Raw genomic sequence first — 19,038 nt, forward strand, 5'->3', positions numbered from 1 at the left:
CATCACACGCGGTGCGGTAGGGGGGGGTCCGTGGGGGGCGTTTAGACGTTTGTGGCCACCCCGCCCCGCTCGGCTGCGTCCGAGGTCCGCGTGTTCGAGGGGGGCCGCATATCCGTCGTTTCCCAGCGGTAGAAAGCACCTTGGTGGCAGTCTGCTCAACAGCAGATACGGAAAGTGTTAAGTGACAGGCATGCAGCCGGAGGTGCACGTCCCGTGGCGTCCAATGTGAATCCGACCGTCAGGCGGCGCCGGCTGGGCCAGGAGTTGCGCAGGCTCCGCGAACTCAAGGGCATGACGGCCGAAGAGGTGGCGGAGCGGCTGCTCGTGTCGCAGTCGAAGATCAGCAGGCTGGAGAACGGCCGCAGAAGCATCAGCCAGCGCGACGTGCGCGACCTGTGCGGGGTGTACGAGGTCGAGGACCAGCGGATCGTCGACTCGCTGATGGAAATGGCCAGGGACTCGCGGCAGCAGGGGTGGTGGCACACCTTCGGGGACATCCCGTACAGCGTGTACATCGGCCTGGAGACCGACGCGGAGTCGCTGCGGGTGTACGAACCGCAGCTGGTGACCGGCCTGCTGCAGACCCGCGCCTACGCCGAGGCGCTGGTGCAGGGTGCGCTGCCGGAGACGTCGACGGCCGAGATCGAGAAGCGTGTGCAGGTGCGGATGCGGCGACAGGAACGTATCACCGCCGAGCACAACCCGCTCCGGCTGTGGGTCGTGCTGGACGAGGCCGCGCTGCGCCGGGTCGTGGGCAGCAGACCGGTGATGCGGGAACAGCTGGAGCACCTGATCGAGATGTCCCAGCTGCCGCACGTCACCGTGCAGGTGCTGCCCTTCGAGGTGGGCGCGCACCCGGGGCTCAACGGCCAGTACGCGATCCTGGAGTTCGCCGACGCGGCCGACTCCAGCGTGGTGTACCTGGAGGGCGTCACCAGCGACCTGTACCTGGAGAAGGCGCAGGACGTGCAGAAGTACGCCGTGATGTACGAGCACTTGCGGGCACAGTCCCTCAATGTGGAAGCATCCCGGCAATTCATCTCGGATATGGCGAAACAGTACGCAGATTGAGCCCGGGTCACAGAGAGCGCCGGATCGTACACCGTCGGCCCACTCCAGTGGAAGGCTCACCTGGAATATGCCATCCGGTCGAGTGAACGGCTCCTCCGCCAGGAGCAGTTGCCCGGTAGCGTCGATCACGCCAATCAGACGACATGGTTGGCGTGAACCGCACTACCGCAACTCGCAACAGGAGTGGACATGGCACTGATTCAGGGCGCTTCGGAGACGTGGATGAAGTCCTCCTATTCCGCGGGCAACGGCGCTTGCGTCGAGGTCAAGTCGCCCACCGACGCCGAGCTGGCCGTCCGCGACTCCAAGACCCTCGAGGGACCGGTCCTGGCCTTCCCCGCCGACGCGTGGAACGCCTTCGTGGCCTCGGTCAAGGCGTGAGGGGTTCCCTCTGACCCTGGCTGGAACAACTGCACAAGCACCACCAGAAGGGCCCTCTCGACCGGTCGCCGTCCTTGCCGAGAGGGCTCTCCGCCTTTCCGGGTCCGCTCAGCCGAGCTGGCCCTCGATCGCGGCGACGACCTCGGCCGACTCCGGCTCGGTCTGCGGCGAGAACCGCGCCACGACCCGGCCGTCCCGGCCGATCAGGAACTTCTCGAAGTTCCAGCGGATGTCCCCGGTGTGCCCCTCGGCGTCGGCGAAACCGACGAGCCGCTCGTACAGCGGGTGCCGGCCCTCGCCGTTCACCTCCACCTTCTCGGTCAGCGGGAAGGTCACGCCGTACGTCGCCGAGCAGAACTCGGCGATCTCCTCGGCGCTGCCGGGCTCCTGCCCGAGGAACTGGTTGCAGGGCACGCCCAGCACGGTGAAGCCCTGCTCGGCGTACCGCTCCTGGAGCTTCTCCAGCCCGGAGTACTGGGGGGTCAGGCCGCACTTGGAGGCCACGTTCACGATGAGCACGGCCTTGCCCGCGAACCGCGGGAGATCCGCGGAACCGCCCTGAAGGGCCCCGATCTCGATGTCCAGCGGGGAGCCGTTGTGGTCAGTAGTCGTCATGCCCGGATGCTAGCCCCGCCCGGTTCCGGCCCCGCTCCCCGGCCTCGACCAGGACGTCACCGATACCGCTGCCGGCCTCGCCCGGCACATCACCGCTCCCTCCGCCCGGCCTCGACCAGGACGTCACCGGCCGCCGTCCGCGCGTACAGCACCGAACGCCCGGCCCGTCGGCGCTCCACCAGCCCCGCGTCCCGCAGCACCTTCAGGTGGCGCCCTACCGAGCCGAGCCCCTGGCCGGTCACGGCGGTCAGGTGGCTGGTGCTCATGGGCGAGCCGAGCAGGACCAGCACCCCCGCCCGGGCGGCCCCGAGCAGCGCGCCGAGGCTCGCCGGAACGGCCCGGCCGGCGACGTCGGCGAGGACACCGGCGCACGGATAGACCACCGCGTACCGCTCGCCCTCGTCCCAGGACACCCAGCCGTGCCGCTGCGGGGTCACCGGTACGAAGAGCAGCTCCGCCCCGGAGATCTCGCGGGGCGGATACTCGTGCAGGTTGATCTGGAGCCGGTTCTCACCGAGCCACCGCGTGCGTCCCGGCCGCAGCGCGTCCAGCGCGCTCACCCAGCCGCCCCCGCTCACCTGCGCGGCCCGCCCCGCCACATCCGCCTCCAGCACCCGCCGACGCCGTCCCCAGTACGGCCGTACGGTCTCCTCCCACACCCGCTCCAGCAGTACGGCAGCCCGCTCGGGCAGGTCGTCCCGGTCCAGCTCGGCGGGGAGCGGACCGGCGAGGGAGGTGCGCACATGAGCGCGGGCCGCGTCGGGCGCCACCGAACGGATCCGGTCGACCTCCTCCGCGAACGCCTCCCCGTCGCGGGGGGCCGGGGTCAGGAAGTCGGCGATCCACTCCCGGCCGAGCCCGGCCCGCACGAGCTGTGCCGTCACCGGCTCGGCCGCCAGCCACGCGCGGTAGGCGGGCAGGTGGGTGCGCAGCCACCCCTGCTCACCGGGATGGGCGCCCTCGCCCGCGTGCAGCAGCTTCAGACAGGCGAAGGTCTCGGCGAGCGGGGAGACCACGAACCGGCTGCGGGCGAGAGTGTCCGCGTTGAGCTGCCACCACCCCACCGGAACCTCCCCCGGACGTCACGGCCTTTCGCGCCACCGCGAAACAATATCGAGCCCGCGCCGGGCCACCGAGACTCCCCGCATGGCCACCTACCGAACCCTCCTGCGCACCCCCGAGTTCGCCCCCCTCTTTTTCGGCTCGGCCGCGCAGACCGCCGCGCAGACCGTCGGCGGACTCGCCCTCGGCACGCTGGTGTTCCGCGCGACCGGCTCCCCGCTGCTGTCGGCGGTGAGCATGTTCGGCCCCTCGCTCGCCCAGGTGCTGGGCGCGACCTTCCTGCTCTCCGGCGCCGACCGGCTGCCCCCGCGTACCGCCCTGCCGGCGATCGCGCTGGCCTTCGCGGCCGGTACGGCGGTGCAGGCGCTGCCCGGACTGCCGGTCGGCGCGGTCTTCGCCGTCGTCCTCACCCTGGGCCTGGTCGCCTCCCTCGGCGGCGGGATCCGCTGGGGGCTGCTGAACGAGATCCTCGCCAAAGAGGGCTATCTGACGGGGCGCTCACTGTTCAACATGATGGGCGGTCTGATGCAGATCGCCGGGTTCGCCACCGGCGGTGCCCTGCTGACCGTCCTGTCCCCGCACGCCTGCCTGCTCCTCGCGGCGGCCCTGTACCTGACCGCCGCGCTGGTCCTGCGCCTGGGCCTGACCACGCGCCCGCCCCGGGCCACGGGCCGCACGTCCCCGTCGGTGACCTGGCGCACCAACGCCCTGCTGTGGTCGTCCAGGCCGCGCCGCCTCACCTACCTGGGCCTGTGGCTGCCCAACGGCATGGTCGTCGGCTGCGAGTCGCTCTTCGTGTCGTACGCCCCCCACGCGGCCGGCACCCTGTTCGCCTGCGGGGCGCTCGGCATGTTCGCCGGGGACGTGACGGTCGGCCGCCTGCTTCCCGCCGCCGTACGCGCGCGCCTGGCCATCCCGCTGCTGCTCCTTCTGGCGACGCCGTACCTGGTGTTCTGCGTCCATCCGTCGGTGCCCGTCGCTGCGGCCTGTGTGACGGTGGCCTCCGCCGGTTTCGGCGCGAGCCTCATTCAGCAGGAACGCCTGATGGAGCTGACCCCCGACGAACTCGCCGGTCACGCGCTGGGACTGCATTCGGCCGGCATGCTGACCCTGCAGGGCGGGAGCGCGTCGCTGGCCGGCGCGGTGGCCCAGCTCACCTCGCCCGCCGCGGCGATCACCGCGATGGCGGCGGGCTCGGTGGTCGTGACCCTGGCGCTGGCTACGGCTGCCCGCCGGTCTCTGCCGCGTCCTCGCGGGGATCGGCCTGGGCGGCCTGGACGGGCGGAGCGGGCCGGCTCTGCGGGACCTGCGGGCTCTCCGGGGCCTGCGGGCTCTGTGAGTCCTGCTGCGGGCCCTGCCGGCCCTGCGGGCTCTGCGCCGGAACGCTCGCTGTCCTGATCTCACCGTCGATCTTCTGCACCGCCCGGTCGAAGTACCGCAGCAGTTCGACGGGGAACGGCATCACGAGGGTGGAGTTCTTCTCCGCGGCCACCTCGACGACGGTCTGCAGCAGGCGCAGCTGCATGGCCTCCGGCGTGTCCGACATGATCCGCGAGGCGTTGGCGAGCTGCTGCGCGGCCTGGAACTCACCGTCGGCGGTGATGACCCGGGCCCGCCGCTCACGCTCGGCCTCGGCCTGCCGCGACATCGACCGCTTCAGGGACTCGGGCAGCTGCACGTCCTTGATCTCGACCCGGTCGATGTGAATGCCCCACCCCGCGGCGGGACTGTCGATCATCAGCGCCAGCCCTTCGTGCAGCCGCTCCCGGTCACTGAGCAGATCGTCCAGATCGCTCTTGCCGATGATGGAGCGCAGGGAGGACTGGGCGACCTGGCCGACGGCGAAGACGTAGTCCTGCACCTCGATGGCCGCGCGCACCGGATCGATGACCCGGAAGTAGACGACGGCGTCGACCTTCACCGACACGTTGTCCCGGGTGATGCCCTCCTGGGTGGGCACCGGCATGGTCACGACCTGGGTGTTCACCTTGCGCATCCGGTCGGCGAACGGGATCAGGAAGGTGATGCCCGGCTGCCGGTGGCTGGGCAGCGCCTTGCCCCACCGGAAGACGACCCCGCGCTCCACCTGGTTGACGACCCGCATCCCGCTCTTCAGCACGAGCAGCAGCAGGACGACGATCACCACTGCCACGACAGTGCCTTCCATGGCACTCCCCTCTCCGTCGCGAACCGACACCGGGGAGGACACCGGGCGCGGCCCCGGCGGATCCGGCCGGCGCATCAGGGAAACGTAAAGAAACCGGCGGCCGTCGCTCATGCGCGGGAACCCCGCGGACGGGTGCGCCGCTATGCCAACCCCACGCGCCTGTCCGGCCCTTGGCCAAAGCATTACCCCTGCTTGAGCGTCACCCGGATCCGCCCCACCTTGATCGATCTAGGATCGGTGGACCGGCGCGCCGACGGAGGGGACACGGACGAGGCCATGAGCGGCGACAGCAGCGGCGAGATACTCCAGATCAAGATCGCCGACCTCAAGGCGACCGCACCGCACTTCCACACCCACGGCACGGACCTGGCCAAGGCGCTCACGAAGCTCAAGACCGCGCTTCAGGCGGCCGGTTCGCCCTGGGGTGACGACGAGCAGGGCACCGAGTTCCACGGGCACTACGGCCCGCTGGTGACCAAGATGGAGAACGCCGCCGGCATCCTCTCCCAGGGCCTTGAGAGCATCCACGACGCCATGGCCGACATGGCCGACGGCCACATCGACAACGAGCACCTCGTGCGCTCGATGTTCTCCCGGATCGACGTCAAGGGCGGTGACGCCGCCAAGTGAGCGCCGCGGACAAGGCCAAGGAGATCATCCAGGACGTCACCGGCATGTGGTGGCCCGCCGCCGACGAGGACGGGCTGCGGGACGCGGCCAAGGCGTGGCGGGACTTCGCCGACGACGTCGAGGACGTGCTGGTCGCGGCCAACAAGTCGGCCCGCGGCATCATCGAGCACAACAAGGGCGAGGCGATCAGCGCCTTCGACGACCCGTTCTGGCGACGCTACTACCACGACGGCCATGGCTGGCTGAAGGACCTGGCCGACGGCGCCCGGGACATGGCCAGGGCGCTCGACAAGTACGCCGATGCCGTGCACTCCGCCACCAAGCGGCTGGAGCACGAACTGGAGATCGTCGGCGCGACCATCATCGCCGGCACCGCACTGGCCGTCTTCACCGCCGGTATCTCGGAAGCCGCCGCGGCGGCGGCCACCGCGGGTGTCGTCGAGCTCGCCGCCACACTCGGTGTCACGGTCTCCACGGAGATCGCCACCATCGCGGGCACCACGCTCGCCACGGCCTCCATCGCGGGTGTCGAGTCGGTCACCGTCGACCTGGCCGTCGCACAGCCGATGAAGATCGCCGCGGGGCTGCAGGGCGGGTTCAGCCTGGACGAGGCGAGCGACTCCGCGCTCACCGGCATGGCGTTCGGCGGTGTCCTGGGTGCCGGGGCCGGGGGTGTCGAGGCCGCGGTCGGCGCGGGCGGTGTCCGCAACCTGTTCCTGGGAGTGGGCACGGACCTGGACGGCCTGTCCACGGTGCCGGCCCCCCGCTTCAACGACGAATGGCTCACCGGCGCCCGCCGCCGCCCGCGCGACATCCTCGACGACCCGGCCCAGACGCGCTGGGCGGAAGCCGCCTACGACGACTTCCTGCAGAGCCCGCGTGACATCCAGGCGATCAGCCGCAACACGGAGGGCGTGCCGCGCGCGAACGGATCGACGGGGTTCTCCGAGGAGGAGATCGGTGCGATCAAGAAGCACGTCTTCGACACCGAGCACCCGATCGAGGACTACGAGACGGGCCAGGTCGTGGTCCGGAAGTTCGACGCGGACGCCGAGATCGCGGACGCCTGGATCCGCCTTCGCTCCGGCAACGCGCTGCCCGAGGACCACGTCCTGCTGGAGCACGAGCTGACCGAACTGAGCTATCTGCGCGAGCATCCCGGAGCCACCTACCAGGAGGCGCACCGGGTCGCGAACGAAAACTACAATTGGCAGAGCAAGGTTCCGCTGAACAAGCGCGAGGACTTCGAAGGTGAGTGGTGATGGCGTCCCTCGTCTACTTCAGGAAAGAGTCCGAGGACGGGATGGTCATCCGCTATTCCTTCGGTGAGGACCCCGCGGAGATGACGCGGCTTTTGATCATGAACACGTACACGCGGACGGCCCAACCGGACGACGGCGACGTCGACTACACCTTCCTCAAGGCGTCCCGGAAGATCAACGCCGTGTACGACGAGCGAGCGCAGTGGCCGGAACGAGGCATGAGCGCAAGCTGACCGGCGCCCCGTGGCGTCCGAGCCCCGGAACCGCCCCTTTCTGCTCGTTCCCCTGGGACTCACTCTTCTAGGACTGCCCATGTTCCTGTCGCTGTCCACCAGCGTCTGGATCCTCATCGCGGCGGGGGCGACGATCCTCAACCTCGCCGCGATGCAGTGGATCATCCAGATCCCGAAATACCGGAAGAGGCAGTTCTGGATGCCGGTCATCGGCATCGTCGCCCTGGGCGCGCGGGGCCTGGCTCAGCACAGCACGCTGCCCGAGACCCTCTATCTCTATGCGGCGGTCCTGATCATGTTCCCCCTCATACTGGCCCCCGTGCGCGGCACGATCACCCGGGACTACCACCGGTGGGTCGAGGACCCGCTGACGAAGGCCAGCAAGGGTGCGATGACATGGATCGCGGTCTCGGCGACGGTCCTGATGATCGCGATCGGCGCCGTGTACGCGGCGGGCGCGTAGGGGCCACCCGACCACTGACCCGGCTGGGCGCTCGTCCGCCCAGCCGGTGAGGCGGCGGTACGGGCCGCACGGGCCGGGGCCGGAAGGCGTGGATCACTGGCGGATCCCGTTGTCAGTGCCCAGGGCGACGGCCTCCCACGCGCGGCCGGCTTCGGGGGGCCTGCTCTCGGGAGTGGCAGGACAGGGCTGTCAGGCTCACTGACGCTCCTGCCGGGCCCGATTCAGCGCCTCGGCCACCGTCTTCTCGGCGAGCCGCCTGCTGGTCGTCCGGCAGGGCAGACCGCCTACGGCTTGGGCACGGGTTGCTCTCCCGAGCCTCGGACGATCAGCCGTGTGGGAACGGTGACGGTGCGGGCGCGGGAGCGGTCGCCGTCGAGTCGTGCCAGCGCCGTGGTCGCCGCCGTCCTGCCGAGTTCTTCCGCGTCCTGGGCGACGACGGTCAGGGCCGGTTCGAGCGCCTCGGCCAGCGATACGTCGTCGAAGGCGACGACGGCGACGTCCTTGCGCTTGCTGCGGGCCAGTTCGGCGACGATGCCCAGCGCCATGATGTTGTTGCCGGCGAACAGGGCAGTGGGGGGATCCGCCAGAGCGAGGAGTTGGGCGGTCGCGGCCTCGGCGCCCCGCTGGTCGTGGGCGTTGGTGACGAGTGAGCGGTCGTAGGGGATGTCGGCCTCCTGCAGCGCGGAGCGGTAGCCGGCCAGACGTTCACGGCGGGTGTACAGCTTCGGGGGCAGGTCGCCGACGAAGCTGATGCGCCGGTGGCCGTGGGCGATGAGGTGGGCGACGCCGTCGTGGGCTCCGGCGCGGTTGGAGCTGACGATGCTGTCCGTGGCGAGGCCGGCTCCGGGGCGGTCGAGGAAGACGACGGGCAGTCCCGCCGAGCGGTGGGACCTGAGGTGGGAGTGGTCGGCGCCGACGGACGGAACGACGATCAGGATGCTGACCCGCCGGGCGAGGAACTTGTCCGTCAGGGCGCGTTCGCGATCGGGGTCGTCCGCGGAGGAGCCCATGAGCAGGGTCAGTCCGCGGTCGCGGACGGTGTCCTCGATGGCGCGGGCCACGGCTCCGAAGAAGGGGTTGGCGAGGTCGGGAATGACCAGGCCGATGGTGGTGTCCGGGCCGCCGACGCGGATGTTGCGGGCCATCAGGTTCGGCTGGAACCCGAGCCTGGCCACTGCGGCCAGAACCTGTTCCCTGGTCTGCGCGGAGGCGGGTCCGTCCTCGTTGAGGACTCGGGAGACCGTCTTGGCGCTGACGCCGACTTCACGGGCGACGTCGGCCAGGGTGGGGCGGCGGTTCGCTGCCATGGAGAAACCGTCTCCTGAGGGCTCTCGGTTCCGGCCGCGGCCTCGGCCGGAAACTGCGAGAGCTGGGTTGTGCCGTCAGGTGGCCTGGACTCCGGCAGCCTTCGCGGCCTTGGAATCCGCTACGACAGTATCTCCGGCCTCGTCGATGCTGAGCGCGCCGGTCATGATGGCGACGACCTCGGCCATGGAGTAGTCGGACGGCTTGATCACGGCAGCGCGCCGGCCCAGCCGGTGGACGTGGATCCGGTCGGCGATCTCGAAGACGTGGGGCATGTTGTGGCTGATCAGGACGACCGGCATGCCCTTGTCGCGAACGCGGCGGATGAGGTCCAGGACCTGACCGGACTCCTTGACGCCGAGGGCTGCGGTGGGCTCGTCCATGACGACCACACTGCTCGCCCAGGCGACGGAACGGGCGACCGCGACGGCCTGCCGCTGTCCGCCGGAGAGCGTCTCCACCGACTGCGTCAGCGACCGCAGGCCGATCTTCAGGTCGGCCATGTGCTCGGCGGCCTCCTGCCGCATCCGCTTCTTGTCCAGCATGCGGAAGACACTGCCGAGCACTCCGGGGCGGCGGAGCTCACGCCCGAGGAACATGTTCGAGGCGATGTCCATGGAGGCCGCCACGGCGAGGTCCTGATAGACCGTCTCGATGCCGTGTGCGCGGGCACTTTGCGGGCCGGAGAAGGTGATGGGCTCCCCGTTGAGGCGTATCTCGCCGGCGTCGGGGACCACCGCGCCGGTGAGGGCCTTGATCAGGCTGGTTTTGCCGGCACCGTTGTCGCCGATGACGGCGAGGACCTCACCGGGGAGCAGGTCGAAGTCGGCGCCGTCGATGGCGGTGACGTGGCCGTAGCGCTTGACCAGACCACGGGCCTGCAGAACGGGCGTGGGGGAAGTGGTGGCGGTCATCGGGCCTTCTTCCGGGAGATCTGGTCGACGGTCACCGCGAGGATCACCAGGACACCGGTGATCAGGGTCTGGTAGATGGAGGCCACGCCCATCAGCTGGAGGCCGTTGCGGAAGACGCCGACGATGAGGACGCCGATGAAGGTGCCCAGGACCGATCCGCGTCCGCCGAAGAGGCTGGTGCCGCCGAGGACCACGGCGGTGATGCTGTCGAGGTTGTCGGTCTGTCCCGCCTGGGGGTCGCCGACTCCGGTGCGGGAGATGAGCAGCAGGGCGGCGATCCCGTACAGCAGACCCGCCAGGGTGTAGATGCCGATCGTCAGCCGGGAGGTGCGGATACCGTTCAGCCGCGCCGCTTCCTGGCTGTTGCCCAGGGCGTAGACGTGCCGGCCCCAGCCGGTGCTGCTCAGCGCGTAGGCGAGCAGGAGGAACAGGGCGATGGTGACCAGGGAGCCGTAGGTGATGTCGGTGTGGCCGAGCGGGAAGGTCTGCCCGAGCGCCGTCAGCGGGCCGGGCAGGTTGGTGACCGTCTGCTCCTCGGAGTAGATGTGGGTCAGCGCGAACGCCACGTTGAGCATGCCGAGGGTGACGATGAACGGCGGCAGCGGGACCTTCTGCACCAGCAGCCCGTTGAGCAGGCCGAAGCCCGCGCAGACCGCTATGCCCAGCGCGATGGCGACGAGCGGCGGCAGGGAGCCCTCGGCGGCCATCTTGGCGATCACGATGCTGCCGAACGCCATCACGGCTCCGCAGGACAGGTCGATGCCCGCGGTGAGGATGATCAGGGTTTGTCCGATGGCGAGGGTGCCGACGACCATCACCTGCTGCACGATCAGGGAGAAGTTGCCGCCGGTGAGGAACTGGTCGGTCGAGAGGGCGAAGAAGGCGCAGGCGAGAAGGAGGGCGACCAGCGGGCCGGTGGTCGGTGCCGTGAGCAGTCTGCGGGCCGTGGTCGGCGCTTTGAGCTCGGCGTACGGCGTGGTCGTGGCTGTCATGCGAAGTCCTTGTCGGAAGACAGAGGTCCCGGTGGGAGGACAAGGGGGCGGCCGTCCCCGGTCGGGGAGGTGGGGCCGGCCGCCCCGCTGAGGGGGTAGGAAACTGCGGCGAGGGCCGGTTGAGCGGCTCAGCCCCAGCAGTTGTCCAGGCCGTAGGCGGTGTCCTTCGACGTGACCCCGTCCTGCGCCTTGTCGGTGATCAGCGTGACGCCGGTGTCGGTGTAACCGGACGCCTTCTTGCCGTCCTTGGCGTACGTCACGACGGCCTTGACGCCCTCAGCGGCCATCTTCAGCGGGTACTGCTGCGAAGTCGCGGCGATCTTGCCGTCCTTGACGGCCTGGGTGCCGGTGCAGCCGCCGTCGACCGAGACGATCAGGACGTCCTTCTCCCGGCCCTTGGCCTTCAGCGCGGTGTACGCGCCCAGGGCCGCCGGTTCGTTGATGGTGTAGACGACGTTGATGCCGGGCGCCTTCTGCAGGCAGTTCTCCATCGCGGTCTGGCCCTTGGCCTGGTCGCCGCCCGTGTCCTGGGCGCACACGACGTCCTTGTCGGTGGCGCCGAAGCCCTTCAGGAATCCGTTGTGCCGCTGGACGCCGACGGAGACACCCGGCGCGAGGTCGAGGGCGGCTATCTTCGCCGTCTTGCCCTTCATGGCGGCCTTGGCGTACTCGCCGATCAGCTGGCCGGCCTTGAGGTTGTCGGTGGCGAAGAGGGCGTCGACCGCGCTCTGCGGCTCGGTCGGGGTGTCCAGGGCGATCACCAGGACACCCTTGGCGCGGGCCTTCTGGATCGCGGGCACGATCGCCTTGGAGTCGCTCGGGGTGATCAGGATGCCCTTCACGCCGGCGGCGACCATGTTCTCGATGGCCGTGACCTGACCTGCGTTGTCTCCGTCGAACTTGCCCGCCGCGGTGGACAGTTGGGCGCCGTTCTCCTTGGCGGCCTTCTCCGCGCCCTCCTTCATCTTCACGAAGAACGGGTTGGTGTCGGTCTTGGTGATCAGACCGACCTTGACGCTGCCCGATCCGGTACTCGCGGTGCCCGATCCCGATCCGGATCCACAGGCGGTCAGGGCGAGGGCTGCAACACCCGTGCAGGCAGCGGCTCTGAGCAGGGGGGAGGGCAGACGAGAGATGCGTGACATGAACGACTCCTGCGGGATTGCGGGCGAACGGCCGACATCGGGGCATGCCGTCCCTCGGTGTCATCGTTGACCTATGTCATCGTTGACACTGCTTGGCGAGGATGATGGACTCCGTTCCCCGGCAACGTCAATGCCTTACGCCTGTCACAAATCGGCAACGCCCGCGGCCGTCGCCCGCCCGAAGCCGCTCACCGGCTGCCCGGGACGTGCTTGTTTCCGTCCGCGCATTCCGAGAGAAGAGCAGCCCATGAGCCCGCGTCAGATCACCGTCCTGGGGGAGTGCGTCGCGGACGCCTTCGCCGAACCCGCAAGCGTCCCGGATGAGCTCGCCCTGCGGGTGCTGCCCGGTGGCGGACCCGCGAACACGGCGGTGGCCCTGGCCAGGCTGGGCACCCCGGCCCGCTTCCTGGCACGCCTGTCCGGCGATGTGTTCGGCCGTCTGTTCCGGGCCCGTCTCGAGGCGTCCGGCGTCGACCTGTCGTACGCCGTCGCCGCCGCCGAGCCCAGCACGCTGGCCGTCGCCGAACCGGACGCCGAGGGCCGGGCCGCGTTCTCCTTCCACGCCCAGGCCACCGCCGACTGGCAGTGGACGGGCGAGGAACTGGCCGGGGTGGACCTGGCCGACACCGCCTGTGTGCACACCGGCTCGCTGGCCCTGGTCAAGGAGCCCGGGGCGGCCGTGGTGGAGGACTTCCTGGCGGCCGCCGCGCCTCGGGCCACGATCAGCGTCGACCCCAACGTCCGCCCGCTCCTGGTGCACCCCGAGGTCTACCGCTCCCGGCTGGCGCACTGGTGTGCCTTCGCGGACGTACTGCGGCTGAGCGAGGACGACCTGGAACTCCTCCTGCCCGGAACCCCGCCCGAGCAGGCGTGCGACATCTGGCATGCCGCCGGTGCGCGGCTGGTCGTGATCACGCGCGGTGCCGACGGCGCCCTGGCCTCACTCGACGGGGAGCGGGTGCAGGTGCCCGCGGTGGCGACGCCGGTCGTCGACACGGTCGGTGCGGGTGACTCCTTCACCGCGGGACTGCTGCACCACCTCGGCACCCACGGACTCCTCGGCGGCAGGCTGACGGACCTGCGTCTCGGCGAAGTCGAGGCAGCCTGCCTGTTCGCCGCGCAGGTCGCGGCCCTGACCTGCTCGGCTGCCGGCCCCAACCCGCCGTGGCCGAACCAGTTGGCGCAGTTCGCGACCGTCGGCGACGCCTGATGGTCCGTCGGTCCGCACCGGAGCGATCGCGCCTGAACCTTGACGCGCCCGCCGGATCGCGCTTCATAATCGGACACTCGATGTCATCGATGACATCGAGTCGACGGTGGTCGGTGGCGTGCACGCCGGCCTCGGCCCGGGGCTTCGGTCCGTCCGCGCCGGGGCCGAAGTCACCGCTGCGCGGATGGCCCGGGGGACGCGGATGGCCCGGGGAACGCGGATGGCCGGGGGACGCGGATGGCCGGGGGACAAGGGGACAGACATCCTGAGCCCTGTACGCGGAACCCGGCATGCCCGCACGCGAGGGGATCGGCTCGGTGAATCCGGACAGGACCGTCGCCCTGGCACCTCGGCTCCGCTCACAGACAAGGACACGAAACCGTGAAGAAGACCCTGCTCGCCGAGTTCACCGCCCGAGAGGGAGCGGAGGACGAGGTCGCCCGCCTGGTCCGGGACTACGCCCTGAAGGTGCGGGAGGAGGAAGGCAACCTGGCCTTCGACGTCTACACCAAGGCGGCGAACCCGCGCGGATACTGGATCTTCGAGGTCTACCGGGACGAGGACGCCTTCAAGACCCACCTGGACGCCCCGTACGGTGCCCCGTTCAACGCCGCCCTCACCCCGTTGATCGAGGAGGACGCCTCCGTACTGACGTTCCTCGATCCGCTGGCCACACATCCGTGACGGGCCCTGAACACCGGCGCAGTTGTGGCGGAACGGCCCGCCACGCTCCGCTTTGCTGGTCAGCCGTGCTCTGCCGCGCCCGGCTGGCGCGGCCGGTGGCGGCCCGGCTGGGCCAGGGTCTCGTTCTTGCGCGGGGTGGACCGTGAGCGTTCAGTCAGCCGGTCAAAGCGCGAAGGGCATCTCTCAGGGGTAGGACTCTCACTGGTCACGCTGGGCGTGGACCACACGACGCCGTAGTGTCTTCAGGGATACTTCGTCGCCGCAGACCGGGTCTGTCGTACGCCAGAAGTCCCACCCGTCGGTGGACAAGGTGGACTCAGGGATATTGCGGCCTCTGACGTGGAGCTTGACCGCTCGCCCGGCAGCCGACAGCGAGGGGTAAACCTTCTCCTGGTAGCGGATCTGGCCAGTGGCCAACACGGTCGCGGTGTGTCGTTGCCCCATGTAGTCACCGTGCAAGGCCGCCCCGGGGGTCACCCTGCCGGCGGCCATCAATTCCTCAAAGCCCACTTGCCTCTCATCTTCGCTGACCGCTACCTTCCGCGATCTCGTCACAGGTGGTCGCCTCGACGCTGGGGACGTGGGGACGGAGGATTCGGCAGACGAGGGTTCGGCCGGCCGAGGTGCCGGGACCGGGGCCGCCAAAGGCGCGGTGACCACTGGAGCGACCCCGGCGCGGGGGAAGTCAAAGGTGGCGCGTACCCGTTGCAGGCTCGCCCGGAGGTCCGCGTGGGGCAACTTCGGCGCGCGCTTGGAGAGCAGAGCGATGAGTTCTCTGGGAGGCTCACCGGAGGCGAACAAGTCATTGAGAGCGAGGTTGACCTCGCGGTCGACGAAGAAGCTGCGCCACAGCTCCTGGATGCGGTTGTCGCGCATGTTGTCCTTGCTCAGCAAGGACAACAGCTCGAAGGCAGCGCCGACGTCGTCAGCGATCCGCACGGTGCGGAACAGCTTGTGCTCGACCGGAACCGGAGCATGAGCGTTGTACACGCGCCATTCCGCCCCGTTGGTCAGCGCAACCCATTCCACACCCGCGACTGCTGCGTAGCTGATCGTCTGGTTCGCCCAGCGCGGGTCGTCGAGGTTCTCCCCGATCGCCTTCGCTTCGATGAACAGCCGGGGCATGCGCCTGAGGATCAGTGCGTAGTCGACGGGGTTGTCGGTCGTCCGCCGTCGGTACTCGCGGTGCACCTCCTCGGGGTCCAGCACGTCCCAGCCCAGGGCGGCGATCACTGGTTCGATGAGACCGGCTTTCGTGTTCTGCTCACCCACCCGGCGTCCGAGGCCGCGATAACGGACCAGCCGATCAGCGCACTGCTTCAGTGTGTCCAACAGGTCGTCCATGCGCTGCTCCCCGTCCTCACGCCCATGCAACACCTTTGGCAGCCTAGTGCTGTGACCGGCAAGGTTCACTGGGTTGGCCTCGTCACCCGGCCCGGCTCGGCGTGACAGTGCGCGACCTGAACACGGCAGAAGCGCGCCTTTTCGCCGGTGGGCCCGGCGGGGTGAAGGTGCGGGGAAAGCGTCGACGAGCGCGTCGGACTCGGGCAGAGCCCGGCAGTAGTCGCCGCCCGGGAAGCGAACCGCGGCCCGTTCCATGTGCAGGTCGAGATCCTCGCCTCACCGGAGCCGAGCGCCAGGGCGGCCAGCCGCTGTGGTCACCATGCGGCGCGGCTTCGAACGAGTTGTGATCAGCATGCGTTCAGACGATGCCGTTTCCTGACATCGCGGTGGGCGTGGTGTAGCGGCGCAGCAGCAGGCCGATCGCGAACGGTACGAGTTGCGGCAGGGCCACGGTGCGGGTCAGTGCTCCGGCGCCGAGGCAGACGCCGGTGCCCACGTCGGCTGCGTTGAGGAGGCCGCCAGCGGTGGGGGCGTGTCGAAGATCCCCTGGTACATGAAGCGCGTGTCGTCGCCGAAGAGAACCCAGCGCAGATAGTGCAGTTTCAACGGCGCGAGCGGGTACGGATCCTGCTCCAGCGCCTTGGCCAGGGTGAGGCCGTACTCCCGCATGGTGTCGGCCCTGTCCGTTCCCTTCCGCATCCGGAAGCGGACCGGTGCACCTTCAGCGTTGCACTCGGCGGAGGAGTGTGCCTGCCGAGGCCGAGAGAGCTGATCAAGCGCATCGAGCGGCGCCGACGTCAGTGCGTGACGGCGACCTTGAGGAGGACGATGAGCAGCCCGAGCATCAGGTTGACGGCCCCGGTGGTCACCACTGCGCGGCGGGAAGCTCCCGCACGCACGGCGGCGACCGTGGACCAGCCGACATGACCGGCCAGCGCCACGCCCAGGGCCAGCCACAGAGCCCCTCTCGGGCCGATGCCCAGCAGGGGTGTGACGGCGACCGCCACGGCCGGCGGGAGGGCCGCCTTGACGATGGGCCACTCGGCAACGCACGCTCGCCGGATCTCCCTCGCGCTCACGGGCACGTACATGATCCGCTGCCCGAACAGCCGGGCGAACACGTGGGCCGCCCAGAACACCACTCCGGTGCCCAGCAGCAGGAGAACGAGCTCCAGCCGAGGGAGGGAACCGAGCGAGCCGGCCCCCGCCCCCACCACGACCGAGGCCGCGAGCAGCGAGCCGTACACGGCACCCGTGTAATCCCGCCGCTCCGCGGCATCCGCGTGCGGCGTGAGCGGCCTGTGTGCGGGAGGCCGGTCTTCCATGATCCCAGTGTGGTCACATGCGTGGTGCGCCGCACGGCCACAGGCCGTCGTCACGGTCAGCGCCGTCCGGCAGCTGTGGGCGGCGCGGCCGGCCGAGGTAGCGCGCTCGTACGACGGCTCGTTGCAGCAGCGGGGCCAGTGCGTGGAACTGGGCTCTGGGCGCCGCGAGGCTCAGCTCGACGCCGGGCACGGGAGCCAGGCTTTTGATCAGGGCCTCGACGCCCCTTTTCTGCGGTCAGGCGTCCTGCGAACAGAAGCCGAAGGCGGCTGGGGGAGGTGCGCGCAGGCCGGGCCGGCGGCTGCCGAGCAGGCGGTCGGGGATGCCCCAGGGGATGTGGGCGATCTTCCGGCGTTCGAGCTGCGGGGCGAGCTTGAGGAGGCGGTCGGCCATCGCGTGGGTGGGGACCACGATGGCGTCGGCAGCCCTCGCCGTCTTGCGCAGCACATGGAGCTGGTCTGGGTGCGTTTCGGCGAGAGCAGGTCTGTGCCGTTTACGAGGGCGATCCGGGGGTGTGTGGGCAGGGCGCGGATGAGAGCCGGGGTGGCGCCGAACGAGGTGCTGCAAGTGGAGGACGACGGTCTGTGCGGGATCGACCGCGGCAGCGAGGGCCCCGCGCAGTGCTTGGACGTAGCGAGCGAACGCGGAGCCTTCGAGGCACTTGCCGGCGACGGGCAGCAGACCGAGCCCGGTCGGGATCCGATGCCGCGTACCGGGTGGTGCGAGCATGAAGCCGCGGGCTGGGATGAGGGGGCAATTCTGTGACGGTCCCCAGACGCGGATAGAGATCACGAAGAAGACGAACGACCACATACCGTCCTGGTGGAACGGCACCAAGACAGCCCGGGATAAGTACGGGCATCTGCAGTACGGTTCGTGGGGCTACAAGGTGCCGTGGGAGAAGTACCGGTGCAGGGGGGACGGATGCAACGGCGGGACTCTGGTCGACAGCGGCACGGCGACGCTGCCTACGAAGGAGACCGGATGGAGGTACTGGGAAACGTCCTCATGATGTCCCGGCCCCGCTGGCTCCTCGGCTGCGCTCTCGTGCCCGCCCTCTTCCTTACGGCATGCACATCGGACCACGACTCCACACCCGATCAGAAGGCCTCACCCTCTGCTGCCCACTGGAGCAGCGAGGCGCAGACCGAGAAGAAGCTTGCGACCCAGGTTCAATCCGCCCTCGACGCCGTGACGAGCCGCGGCAGTTCGATGGTCGAGTCCGGTGTGGAACGCGTCTCCGACGGCGTACACACGCAACCTGATCTGGGCAACGGCGCCATCTACAAGGTGACTGTGGCGTGTGCCGGGAAAGGAAGCGCAGAAATCGCCTTCACCCCGCCCGGCGTGGGCTCGAAGAAGCCTGTTCCGTGCGACGGTTCCGTGGTCTTCGAGCGGTTCACTGCCAGAGACTCGCTTCGGCTTGACGTCCGGGGGAATCCCGGCTCGAAAGGCATGATCGCCTGGCGAATCAACAAGGTCTGACCACGTATAGGGTGTCCTCCTCACGTCACAGAAGGGCGACGAGGAGGACACCTTGTCGCCCTGCGCTTACCCGAACTCGCTGCCGATGCTGCGCCGTTGAACTGGCCGTGGGCAGGACTGAGCCCAGAGCGCGACCGCCAGACAGCGGCTCATCTCGGCTGCGCGGTCTCGCGGGTAAGGAGCGACGGGCTGAGGAGATGCGGCCGCCCCGCCTGAGTGGCGTATTCCGGAGGCTCGCCGGAAGAGGCACACGATCGCGATCCGCTCCCCGGTGAGAGCTTTCCCTCACCAACTGCGAGGTGGTCCAGGTGCCACCCCTCTCACTCGATCTCCTCGATCTGGTCGTTGACGCCAGTCAGTCGTGGCGGGCCTGCTGTTGTGTGCCTTGCTGTCCGTGTACGGGTGGGCCGCCCAAGCCGGTGAGGCGGACGTAGTGGCACGCGTGTGGCACGGCGCCGGGAACGACAAGGGGCCAGCCTGGAAGGGAAACCCTCCTGGACCGGCCCTTTCCTCTGTGCCCCCCGGCAGGATTCGAACCTGCGACACCTGCTTTTGGAGAGAGGCTGGTGGGTTGGGCCGGTGTCCCGGGCTTTCGATGCCCGGTGACAATCGCAGCAACTCAACCGCTAGGCTACGCAGTCCCGTTGACCGTGGCTCACCGCCATATCTGGCACGGCAGTGGCACGAGCCTCAGCTGATGACAGCCAGCCACGATGGCGGGCCGACAGGACTCGGGCGCTCGGAGATCGCTT

19 protein-coding genes, 1 tRNA gene and 2 pseudogenes are annotated in these 19,038 nt (G+C 69.5%); 10 read left to right on the top strand and 12 right to left on the bottom strand.

Going from position 1 to position 19,038, the window contains the following annotated elements; translation table 11 throughout:
- Positions 1-213: 213 nt before the first annotated feature.
- Together AB0B40_RS00260 and AB0B40_RS00265 are read left to right on the top strand one after the other, a co-directional pair.
- Positions 214-1,071 (top strand): helix-turn-helix transcriptional regulator, encoded by an 858-nt coding sequence (locus AB0B40_RS00260; protein ID WP_362261672.1) that lies wholly within the window; start codon positions 214-216, stop codon positions 1,069-1,071.
- Between the two features lie 189 nt (positions 1,072-1,260).
- Positions 1,261-1,452, top strand: coding sequence for a DUF397 domain-containing protein (locus AB0B40_RS00265; protein ID WP_345048331.1), 192 nt, complete (start codon positions 1,261-1,263; stop codon positions 1,450-1,452).
- A gap of 108 nt (positions 1,453-1,560) precedes the next feature.
- Here AB0B40_RS00265 and AB0B40_RS00270 read toward each other — a convergent pair whose 3' ends face one another.
- Both AB0B40_RS00270 and AB0B40_RS00275 read right to left on the bottom strand, forming a co-directional pair.
- Positions 1,561-2,067 (bottom strand): glutathione peroxidase, encoded by a 507-nt coding sequence (locus AB0B40_RS00270; RefSeq protein ID WP_345048330.1) that lies wholly within the window; start codon positions 2,065-2,067, stop codon positions 1,561-1,563.
- Positions 2,068-2,156: 89 nt separating this feature from the next.
- The gene (locus AB0B40_RS00275) at positions 2,157-3,131 is read right to left on the bottom strand and encodes a DUF5937 family protein (protein WP_362261676.1); all 975 of its coding nucleotides are present in this window, start codon (positions 3,129-3,131) and stop codon (positions 2,157-2,159) included.
- A gap of 82 nt (positions 3,132-3,213) precedes the next feature.
- Here AB0B40_RS00275 and AB0B40_RS00280 point away from each other — a divergent pair, with 82 nt between their 5' ends.
- Positions 3,214-4,527, top strand: coding sequence for an MFS transporter (locus tag AB0B40_RS00280; RefSeq protein ID WP_362261679.1), 1,314 nt, complete (start codon positions 3,214-3,216; stop codon positions 4,525-4,527).
- Between the two features lie 16 nt (positions 4,528-4,543).
- On the opposite strand, the pseudogene AB0B40_RS00285 reads toward AB0B40_RS00280, so the two are convergent.
- Positions 4,544-5,296 (bottom strand): annotated as a pseudogene (locus AB0B40_RS00285) (slipin family protein); the annotation flags it as partial.
- Positions 5,297-5,488: 192 nt separating this feature from the next.
- Here AB0B40_RS00285 and AB0B40_RS00290 point away from each other — a divergent pair.
- The 4 genes from AB0B40_RS00290 to AB0B40_RS00305 all read left to right on the top strand — a co-directional run bounded on the left by AB0B40_RS00290 (position 5,489) and on the right by AB0B40_RS00305 (position 7,884).
- Positions 5,489-5,926 (top strand): hypothetical protein, encoded by a 438-nt coding sequence (locus tag AB0B40_RS00290; protein WP_345048325.1) that lies wholly within the window; start codon positions 5,489-5,491, stop codon positions 5,924-5,926.
- Positions 5,923-7,188 carry a hypothetical protein gene (locus AB0B40_RS00295; protein ID WP_345048324.1) on the top strand — a complete coding sequence of 422 codons (1,266 nt, stop codon included), beginning with the start codon at positions 5,923-5,925 and terminating at the stop codon, positions 7,186-7,188. Before AB0B40_RS00290 ends, AB0B40_RS00295 begins: the two co-directional genes overlap by 4 nt.
- The gene (locus AB0B40_RS00300) at positions 7,188-7,421 is read left to right on the top strand and encodes a hypothetical protein (protein ID WP_161333586.1); all 234 of its coding nucleotides are present in this window, start codon (positions 7,188-7,190) and stop codon (positions 7,419-7,421) included. Before AB0B40_RS00295 ends, AB0B40_RS00300 begins: the two co-directional genes overlap by 1 nt.
- 79 nt (positions 7,422-7,500) lie before the next feature.
- Complete coding sequence (locus AB0B40_RS00305; protein ID WP_345048322.1) at positions 7,501-7,884, top strand: hypothetical protein; 384 nt, start codon at positions 7,501-7,503, stop codon at positions 7,882-7,884.
- 284 nt (positions 7,885-8,168) lie between these two features.
- Here AB0B40_RS00305 and AB0B40_RS00310 read toward each other — a convergent pair whose 3' ends face one another.
- The 4 genes from AB0B40_RS00310 to AB0B40_RS00325 form a co-directional block, all read right to left on the bottom strand.
- Positions 8,169-9,191, bottom strand: coding sequence for a LacI family DNA-binding transcriptional regulator (locus tag AB0B40_RS00310; protein WP_345048321.1), 1,023 nt, complete (start codon positions 9,189-9,191; stop codon positions 8,169-8,171).
- 75 nt (positions 9,192-9,266) lie between these two features.
- Positions 9,267-10,103, bottom strand: a complete 837-nt coding sequence (locus AB0B40_RS00315) for an ATP-binding cassette domain-containing protein (protein ID WP_345048318.1) — start codon at positions 10,101-10,103, stop codon at positions 9,267-9,269.
- A complete protein-coding gene (locus AB0B40_RS00320) occupies positions 10,100-11,095 on the bottom strand; it encodes an ABC transporter permease (RefSeq protein WP_345048317.1) in 996 nt (331 codons plus the stop codon). The genes AB0B40_RS00315 and AB0B40_RS00320 overlap by 4 nt, the downstream gene beginning before the upstream one ends.
- A gap of 128 nt (positions 11,096-11,223) precedes the next feature.
- Positions 11,224-12,240, bottom strand: a complete 1,017-nt coding sequence (locus AB0B40_RS00325; protein WP_345048316.1) for a sugar ABC transporter substrate-binding protein — start codon at positions 12,238-12,240, stop codon at positions 11,224-11,226.
- A gap of 247 nt (positions 12,241-12,487) precedes the next feature.
- Here AB0B40_RS00325 and AB0B40_RS00330 point away from each other — a divergent pair, with 247 nt between their 5' ends.
- The gene (locus AB0B40_RS00330; protein ID WP_362261686.1) at positions 12,488-13,450 is read left to right on the top strand and encodes a carbohydrate kinase; all 963 of its coding nucleotides are present in this window, start codon (positions 12,488-12,490) and stop codon (positions 13,448-13,450) included.
- Positions 13,451-13,831: 381 nt separating this feature from the next.
- The gene (locus AB0B40_RS00335; RefSeq protein ID WP_362261688.1) at positions 13,832-14,134 is read left to right on the top strand and encodes a putative quinol monooxygenase; all 303 of its coding nucleotides are present in this window, start codon (positions 13,832-13,834) and stop codon (positions 14,132-14,134) included.
- Between the two features lie 198 nt (positions 14,135-14,332).
- Here AB0B40_RS00335 and AB0B40_RS00340 read toward each other — a convergent pair whose 3' ends face one another.
- From AB0B40_RS00340 to AB0B40_RS00355, 4 genes and pseudogenes are all read right to left on the bottom strand, one after another.
- Entirely contained in the window at positions 14,333-15,478 is a 1,146-nt protein-coding gene (locus tag AB0B40_RS00340; RefSeq protein WP_362261691.1) for a hypothetical protein, read from the bottom strand.
- Between the two features lie 459 nt (positions 15,479-15,937).
- A complete protein-coding gene (locus AB0B40_RS00345) occupies positions 15,938-16,177 on the bottom strand; it encodes a hypothetical protein (protein ID WP_362261694.1) in 240 nt (79 codons plus the stop codon).
- 98 nt (positions 16,178-16,275) lie between these two features.
- Entirely contained in the window at positions 16,276-16,803 is a 528-nt protein-coding gene (locus AB0B40_RS00350; protein ID WP_345048308.1) for a hypothetical protein, read from the bottom strand.
- A gap of 70 nt (positions 16,804-16,873) precedes the next feature.
- A pseudogene (locus tag AB0B40_RS00355) lies at positions 16,874-17,614 on the bottom strand (glycosyltransferase); the annotation flags it as partial.
- 171 nt (positions 17,615-17,785) lie between these two features.
- Here AB0B40_RS00355 and AB0B40_RS00360 point away from each other — a divergent pair.
- On the top strand, positions 17,786-18,286 hold the full coding sequence (locus tag AB0B40_RS00360) for a hypothetical protein (protein WP_362261698.1): 501 nt from the start codon (positions 17,786-17,788) through the stop codon (positions 18,284-18,286).
- A 515-nt stretch (positions 18,287-18,801) separates the two neighbouring features.
- On the opposite strand, the gene AB0B40_RS00365 is transcribed toward AB0B40_RS00360, so the two are convergent.
- A tRNA-OTHER gene (locus tag AB0B40_RS00365) sits at positions 18,802-18,876 on the bottom strand.
- Positions 18,877-19,038: the final 162 nt, after the last annotated feature.

The organism is Streptomyces sp. NPDC042638 (assembly GCF_040647235.1).
Classification (GTDB): Bacteria; Actinomycetota; Actinomycetes; order Streptomycetales; family Streptomycetaceae; genus Streptomyces; species Streptomyces rameus.